General features: G+C 55.9%; 5 protein-coding genes and 1 riboswitch. Of the genes, 4 read left to right on the forward strand and 1 reads right to left on the reverse strand.

Features of this window, described 5'->3' with window-relative positions; translation table 11 throughout:
• Positions 1–16: 16 nt before the first annotated feature.
• From VN114_RS05330 to VN114_RS05345, 4 genes are all read left to right on the forward strand, one after another.
• Complete coding sequence (locus tag VN114_RS05330) at positions 17–2476, forward strand: EAL domain-containing protein (RefSeq protein WP_325512732.1); 2460 nt, start codon at positions 17–19, stop codon at positions 2474–2476.
• 107 nt (positions 2477–2583) lie between these two features.
• Complete coding sequence (locus tag VN114_RS05335) at positions 2584–3585, forward strand: SDR family oxidoreductase (protein WP_325512733.1); 1002 nt, start codon at positions 2584–2586, stop codon at positions 3583–3585.
• A gap of 158 nt (positions 3586–3743) precedes the next feature.
• Positions 3744–4382: a formyltransferase family protein gene (locus VN114_RS05340; protein WP_325512735.1), complete on the forward strand. Its 639-nt coding sequence runs from the start codon at positions 3744–3746 to the stop codon at positions 4380–4382.
• Positions 4383–4828: 446 nt separating this feature from the next.
• The gene (locus tag VN114_RS05345; protein ID WP_325512737.1) at positions 4829–5605 is read left to right on the forward strand and encodes a ferredoxin--NADP reductase; all 777 of its coding nucleotides are present in this window, start codon (positions 4829–4831) and stop codon (positions 5603–5605) included.
• Positions 5606–5803: 198 nt separating this feature from the next.
• Here VN114_RS05345 and VN114_RS05350 read toward each other — a convergent pair whose 3' ends face one another.
• A complete protein-coding gene (locus tag VN114_RS05350; RefSeq protein ID WP_325512739.1) occupies positions 5804–7117 on the reverse strand; it encodes a purine-cytosine permease family protein in 1314 nt (437 codons plus the stop codon).
• A 50-nt stretch (positions 7118–7167) separates the two neighbouring features.
• Positions 7168–7275: riboswitch (TPP riboswitch) on the reverse strand.
• Between the last annotated feature and the right edge of the window lie 238 nt (positions 7276–7513).

Below are 7513 nucleotides of genomic sequence, written 5' to 3' on the forward strand. Positions count from 1 at the left end.
GCAGGGAGCAAGCCCCATGATCAGGATTCTACTTGTCGAGGATACGCCGACCGATGCGGAATTGACGCTGCGTGAATTATCGCGCAGCGGTATTCAGCATGAAGCACGCAGGGTCGATACCGAAGCGGCATTGCGTCATGAACTGGACAGCTTCCAGCCGGATGTTGTGCTATCCGATTTTTCGATGCCGCATTTTGACGGCATGTCGGCGTTGAAGGTCGTACGACAGTATCAGCCGGATACCCCGTTCATTTTCGTTTCCGGTCGCATCGGTGAAGAACTGGCAATCGATTCGCTGAAAATGGGCGCCAGCGATTACGTCATCAAGACGAATTTGTCGCGTTTGCCGAGCGCCGTTACACGCGTGATGGAGCAGGTCGAGCAGCGTGATGCACGCCGGCGCATTGAAAACGAGTTGAAGGAAGTAAACCAGATGTTCCGCGCCTTCATGGAAAACATGCCGGGCGCTGCGTTCATCAAGGATGTCGATGGTCGCTTTGCCTATGCCAATCACGGCCTCGACAAGGCACTTAATTTGGGACAAGGCGAGACGCTAGGTAAACTCGACACCGAGTTGCTGCCGACAGAAATTGCTTATCGCTTACGTCAACTCGATAAACAGGTATTGACCGCAGGTGCGGCGCGACAGGAAATAGAAAGTTTCCCGTCCGCTTCTGGAGAAATGACGCACTGGCTGGCAACAAAATTTCCGCTGATCGATGCAAAGAGCGGAAAACCGCAAGTCGGCGGCATCGCAATCGATATCACTGCTCGCATGAAGGTCGAACAGGATTTGCGGCTGCGTAACCGTGCAATCGAAGCTTGCGTCAATCCGATCGTGATCGTCGATGTCGATGCGCCGGGCGCGCCGCTGATTTACGTCAACGGTGCGTTTGAAACCATTACCGGTTACACAAGTGAAGAAGCGCTCGGTCGCAACTGCAACTTCCTGCAAGGCATCGATACCGATCAGCCGGAACTGCAGAAACTGCGCGCCGCAATTCGCGAGCAGCGGCCGGCGTCCGTCCTGTTGCGGAATTATCGCAAGGACGGCACGATGTTCCTCAACGAGTTGTATATCGCGCCTGTCAGCGAAACGCACGAAGGCGGAGTGGTACGGCATTTCGTCGGTGTTTTGTATGACGTTACGCAGATCAAGCGTTATCAGGCCGACCTGGAACATCAGGCCAACTACGATATTCTGACCGGTCTCGCCAATCGCAACCTGCTCAATGAACGTACACAACAGGCCTTGATCCATGCGCGCCGTTATGAACAGGCATTGACGCTGGTATTCATCGATCTAGATAACTTCAAGCTGGTAAACGACAGCCTGGGCCATGGCGCCGGCGATGAACTGATTGCCACGGTCGGCGCGCGACTGCAAACCTGCGTGCGTGACGGCGATACGGTCGCGCGTATCGGCGGCGATGAATTCGTCCTTCTGCTGATCAATCAGGAAGAGCCTGGCGGCAATGTCTGCGTGATACAACGCATCCAGCAGGAACTGGTGAAGCCCGTATTGATTCGCGGCCAGGACATCGTCGTGACCTGCAGCATGGGTGTGGCGCGATTCCCTGAAGATGGCGAGGATGTCGAGTCGCTGCTGGCAAATGCCGATGCCGCGATGTATCGGGCCAAATCCAGCGGCCGAAACAACTTCCAGTTTTACGAGAAGGAAATGAACGCGCAAACAGGCGCGCGATTGTCGCTTGAACGTGATCTGTGGCAGGCGCTGGATAACGATGAGCTGTTCCTTGCGTACCAGCCGCAAATCAATCTGCAAAGCGGCGATATCGTCGGGGTCGAAGCGCTATTGCGCTGGAAGCATCCGAAGCGGGGCATGATTGCGCCGCTGGATTTCATCTCGATGGCGGAGTGCAACGGCTTGATCATTCCGATCGGCAACTGGGTGTTGCTGATGGCCTGCAAACAGGCACTGCAATTACAGAAGGAGGGGCTGCCGCCGATTCGTGTTGCGGTCAACCTGTCGGCGCGTCAGCTTGGTGAGAAGGATTTCGTGCAAAGCATTCGTGACACTATTGTCGCAACCGGTTTTGATCCACGCTATCTGGAACTGGAAGTGACAGAGAGCATGGTGATGCACAACGTCGAAGAAGTCGTCGGCATCCTGAACGCATTGAACGAGATGGGCATCCAGATATCGCTGGACGACTTCGGTACCGGTTTTTCGAGTCTCGCATATCTGAAGCGCTTCCCGATCGATCGGCTGAAGATCGATCAGTCCTTTATCTTCAACTGCGATAACGATCCGGATGATGCCATCATTGCGCAAACCATCATTGCACTGGCACGTGGCTTGAAGATCAAGGTGATCGCAGAAGGCATCGAGAAGGAAGAACACCTTGCCTTTCTGAAACAGAATGGCTGTGATGAAGGGCAGGGTTATTTCATCAGCAGGCCACTCGCGTTCGACGATCTGCGGACCATGCTGCTTTCCAGACAGAATCGCTGATCCGTTTTTTTTTGTTTTTCTTTTCACGCACAAACAGGCCGTAACCGGGAACGACTGCGGAAGCGCTGCGTCATACGACTTTGATCGTCCAATCAAAGGAGAGAGACATGGCCGCCACAAAAACGCGAACACGTCATGCATCGACCGATGCCGTGGCAAGCAAGCAGCGCAAGATCCAGCGCGAGCAGGATGAAAAAGACGCAAAGAAGAAGCGCCCATCCGCGAAGAAAAAACCTGCCGTACAAACCGGCGAAAAAACGCAGCCGGAACCACCAATGCGCGGCCGGCATCTGGCCAAGCCGGGACTGGAGGCCGACCTGGCTCAGCCGCCGCAATTCGCCGCTTCGCGCTACAAGGGAAGCGGCAAACTGAAAGGCATGAAGGCAATCATTACAGGCGGCGATTCCGGTATCGGTCGCGCGGTAGCAATCCTGTTTGCCCGCGAAGGCGCAGATGTCGCAATCGTGTACCTGGATGAACATCGCGATGCGAAGGAAACAAAGCGGCATGTGGAGGCCGAAGGCAGGCAATGCCTTCTGTTGCCGGGGGACGTCAAGGATGCCGCGTTCTGTCGCAGGGCTGTGAAGAAGACTATCGCCGCATTTGGCGAGCTCGACATTCTGGTCAATAACGCTGCGTTCCAGGAGCATGCCGATTCGTTGACTGATCTGACGGAAGAGCGGTTCGACGAAACGATGAAGACGAATATTTACGGCTATTTCCACATGGCGAAGGCAGCATTGCCGCATCTGAAGCGCGGCTCCGCGATCATCAATACGGGCTCCGTCACCGGTATCGCCGGCAGTAAAAAACTGCTCGATTATTCAACGACGAAAGGCGCCATTCATGCGTTTACCAAAGCGCTGGCCTCGAACGTACTGGACCAGGGTATTCGTGTGAATGCAGTGGCGCCGGGGCCGGTCTGGACGCCGCTCAATCCGGCCGACAGAAGCGGAGAGCAGATCGCCCAATTCGGTGCGCAGACTGACTATCGCCGGCCTGCACAGCCCGAAGAGATATCCCCCGCCTACGTCTTTCTTGCGTCGGCTGTCTGCTCCAGTTACATCACCGGCATCGTGCTGCCGATTACCGGTAGCGTCGGCGAGTAACGCATCTGTAATACAATGCCGGGCGCGACTGGCTGATCCGGTCGTCCTGGCGGTTGCATGTCCGGTCATCGGACACTGCCGTTCAGTGGGAGTGCGGTCGGCGCATTACCGACCATTGCGCGGGCCGTGGATTCCCGGCCTGAAGATCAATAGCCTGAATGGCGACAACTCAAGCAGTCACTACATTCGTGAATATCTATATCTGTGGTCAAAAGCACTTCGGTGCAGAAGTTTTTTCGGCGTTGCTGAAAGCAGGGCATAACATCGTCGGCGTGTCTTCCCCTGAACTGAGTGGCGACGGCGGTACTGATCGTCTGAAGGCAGTGGCAGAAGCGGCCGGCGTTAAATGGATGAAATCCGGCCTGCTGAACGAAAACACGATTCCTGATGGTGTCGATGTGATTGTCACCGCGCATTCGCATGATTTCGTGCGCGAACCGACACGTGCGAAGACCAGGTTTGGCGCGATCGGTTATCACCCGTCCTTGTTGCCGCTGCATCGCGGCAAGGATGCCGTGATCTGGACCATCGACATGGGCGACAAGGTCACCGGCGGCAGCGTCTACTGGCTGAACGAAGTCATGGACGGCGGCCCGATCGCAGCGCAAGAACACGTGTTCGTGCTGCCTGGCGATACGCCGGAAACGTTGTGGAAGCGCGATCTCGCACCGCTCGGTATTCGCCTGTTGACGGAAGTCTGCGCGGACCTCGCACAAGGCAAGGTCGTCAAGGTGGAACAGAACGAAAGCATTGCCACGGTCGAGCCATCGATCAAGCGCGTAAAACCGGCTGCCTGATCGGTTCAGACTGGTTGCATCCATCGATGAATGCACGACAGCGGTGTCGTGCATTTTTTTTGGCTGAACGAAAACAGCTAATTCGTCATCATCCCATCCGAGATCCGATATATCGCGATCGATCTTCCGTCGCGTCGGAGGAGGTCGATGTGTCTTGCCTGAAAATAGCGGCCTGCGCTATAATTGAGAACGTTTCTCATTGGGCGTCGAGTTGATCCGATTCCGCCAAAAACCTTCCTGTTTTCGAATGCCTGAACCTCGGTGCATGCGGATACTGTTGCCAATCCCTGCGGCAGCTTCATCTTCTAGGTAAAATACGCGGTTTCATTTCGATCGGAACATGCCGGGCTGTCAACGTGCAGTATGCGGAATGTTGTTTGTCCATCGCACGTGTCTGCGCACTGGATATTGCGCAGTAATTTTCTGAAATAGGATGCATTGACCTTATGGCTGCTTTTGAAACCTGCCGCGTGCTGAGCGTTCACCACTGGAACGACACGCTGTTTTCCTTCACTACCACGCGCGAACCGAGCTTCCGTTTTGAAAGCGGTCACTTCGTCATGATCGGCTTGCCGATCGACGGCAAGAACATCATGCGCGCCTACAGTATTGCCAGTCCGTCCTGGGAAGAGCACCTCGAGTTTTTGTCGATCAAGGTTCAGGACGGTGCGCTGACCAAGCATCTGCAGAATCTGAAAGTGGGCGACGAGGTATTGGTTGGCCGGAAGCCGACCGGTACGCTGGTGATTTCCGATCTGCTGCCGGCCAAGCGTTTGTTCCTGTTCGGCAGTGGCACCGGCCTTGCGCCATTCATGAGCATCATTCGCGATCCGGATACCTATGAGCGTTTCGAACAGGTGGTGCTGGTGCATGGCACGCGTCTGGTCAGCGAACTGGCTTATCGCGATTTCATCGCCAAGGAATTGCTGGAGATTGAAGGTCTGGGCGAAGAGATTGCGGCCAAGCTGCTGTACTACCCGACTGTGACGCGCGAGCCGTTCAAGAACGCAGGTCGTATAACGACCGCAATTGCAACCGGCAAGATGTGCAACGATCTCGGCATCGCGCCGATGGATCCGCTGACCGACCGCGCCATGATCTGCGGCAGCCCGGAAATGCTGAAGGATACGGCAGGAGAACTGGACAAGCTCGGCTTCGAAGTATCGCCGGGCATCGGCCAGCCGGGCGATTACGTGATCGAACGCGCATTCGTCGAACGCTGAACGCAATTTGTGTTTCTCGCCGCGACAGCGGCAAATAATTACGGCATGTAAAACGCCGTCGTGTTGACAAGACATGACGGCGTTTTGTTTTGTACTTGCGATTATGCGGCCGATGCCGCTGTCGCCGCTGCGCGTGCAGCATTACTGCCGACGATCGGGTGGCGCCGAACGCAATCCGTACGATAAATATCGGTCGCATCAAGCCGCTTGCAGCGCAGGACGTCGAGTCAGGCGATAGGCGGTTCCCAGCAATAACGTGATGGCAAGACTTGGCAGCGCGGAACCGACCTGCGGCCAGAGAACTGGACAGACATGAAATGCCGCGATGCCGATCAGCCAGATTGCGACCGGCACGGTATTAATTGTGCGATCGGTTGCCTGGCCCTTCATCGCCAGTTGCGACACAACGACACCGAACAACGGAACGAAAACCGAGCTCAGCAGCAACAGGAACGGTTCCAGTCCATGCATTGGCAGTACCAGTGCGCAACCGGTTGCAATCACCGCCAGCAGGATTCCCCAGAAGCGAATTGAATAACGGCCGTTGAGGAAGTTGAGCGAGACCGAACCCGAATAGACATCGCCGTAGGCGTTATCCATTTCGTCGATAAGTATCAGGCCAAGCGCGATCAGGCCGCCCTGGGCCAGCAGCAGCGTTGCCATCAGATCGGCGTCCGCGGTTGTGGTGCTGACGATCAACACACCCAGCGCATGGCACCAGATGTTTGCAACGGCAAAACCGAGCCATGTGCCGCGGAAAGTGCCCGCGCCGGATTTGCCGTAACGCGCAAAATCCGCCACCAGTGGCAGCCACGATACGGGCATCGCCATGACCAGATCGATACCGGCCAGCGTACTCATCGAACCGTCACCGGGTTTGTTCCAGAATGCTTCCATGCCTTGTGCCTGTGCCTTCAGTACGAATTGCCAAGTCAGCCATATCAGCGAAAGAATCACGAGCGGCAGGCCGAAACGGCCGACGAAGCGTCGAACCAAACCGATCATCGAGCCGGTGGCCAGCACGATCAGCAAACTTCCCCAGAACAACGCCGTGACATACGGCACCCAGGCCGCATCGATTCCGCTGATGTCCCTGATCAGTGCCGTTGTGCCATCGCGCATGACGACCAGTTCAAATGCGCCCCAACCGATCAGCTGAATGATGTTCATGATGACGGGCAGTTTGGCAAACGACGTGCCGAGTGTCTGGCACATCAGAACAGGACTGGACAGACCGCGTTCGAATCCGATGAAGGCGACCCAGCCGAGAAGCGCCGAACCGAGTAGCGAGCCGACGACGATGGCGCACAGCGCCGTTTGTGTGCCAAGTGCGGTACCGAGGAAGGCGCCAATCTGCATGACCAGCAGGCCTACGCCGAGGCTGAACCACAAAGCGGTATGGTCGCGGAAGGAAAAGACGCGGTCCTCAGCCGGAATCGGCGTAAAGGCTGCGGCAGAAGCGGAATGTGGCGCAGCGGCATGCGTCGCGGAAGAAGGTGTAGTTAAAGCCATCGTCGTCTTTCTAGGATGGCAGGTCGGCGGGCGCGTCGACACAATGTGTCGATGGTTGTCGCATGCTTTCCTGCGCGAGGATTACCTCAATCAGGTTCAACGGGTATTTCTCACCCGCATGCATACACGACGTATGCGCAGGACCCCGAGCGAATTCATGTTCAATGAGGGCGCTACTTTGAGCCAAAAATCGTTTACAGGCAAGCTGGTCGCCGATTGTCGACGAGATGGCAAAAGCGGAAGGAAGAGACGCGGAAGAAAGAAAGAGTCGGGCCGCTGAATATTTCGAGAGGGGAACGACCCGACGAAAACAGGATTACTGTATAAAAACACAGTATATCTTCAGGCCGGCCGAAAGTCACCTACTTGGGACAGGAAAAACGAATAAAAAAGCCG

The organism is Oxalicibacterium sp., assembly GCF_035565035.1.
Taxonomy (GTDB): Bacteria; Pseudomonadota; Gammaproteobacteria; order Burkholderiales; family Burkholderiaceae_D; genus Oxalicibacterium.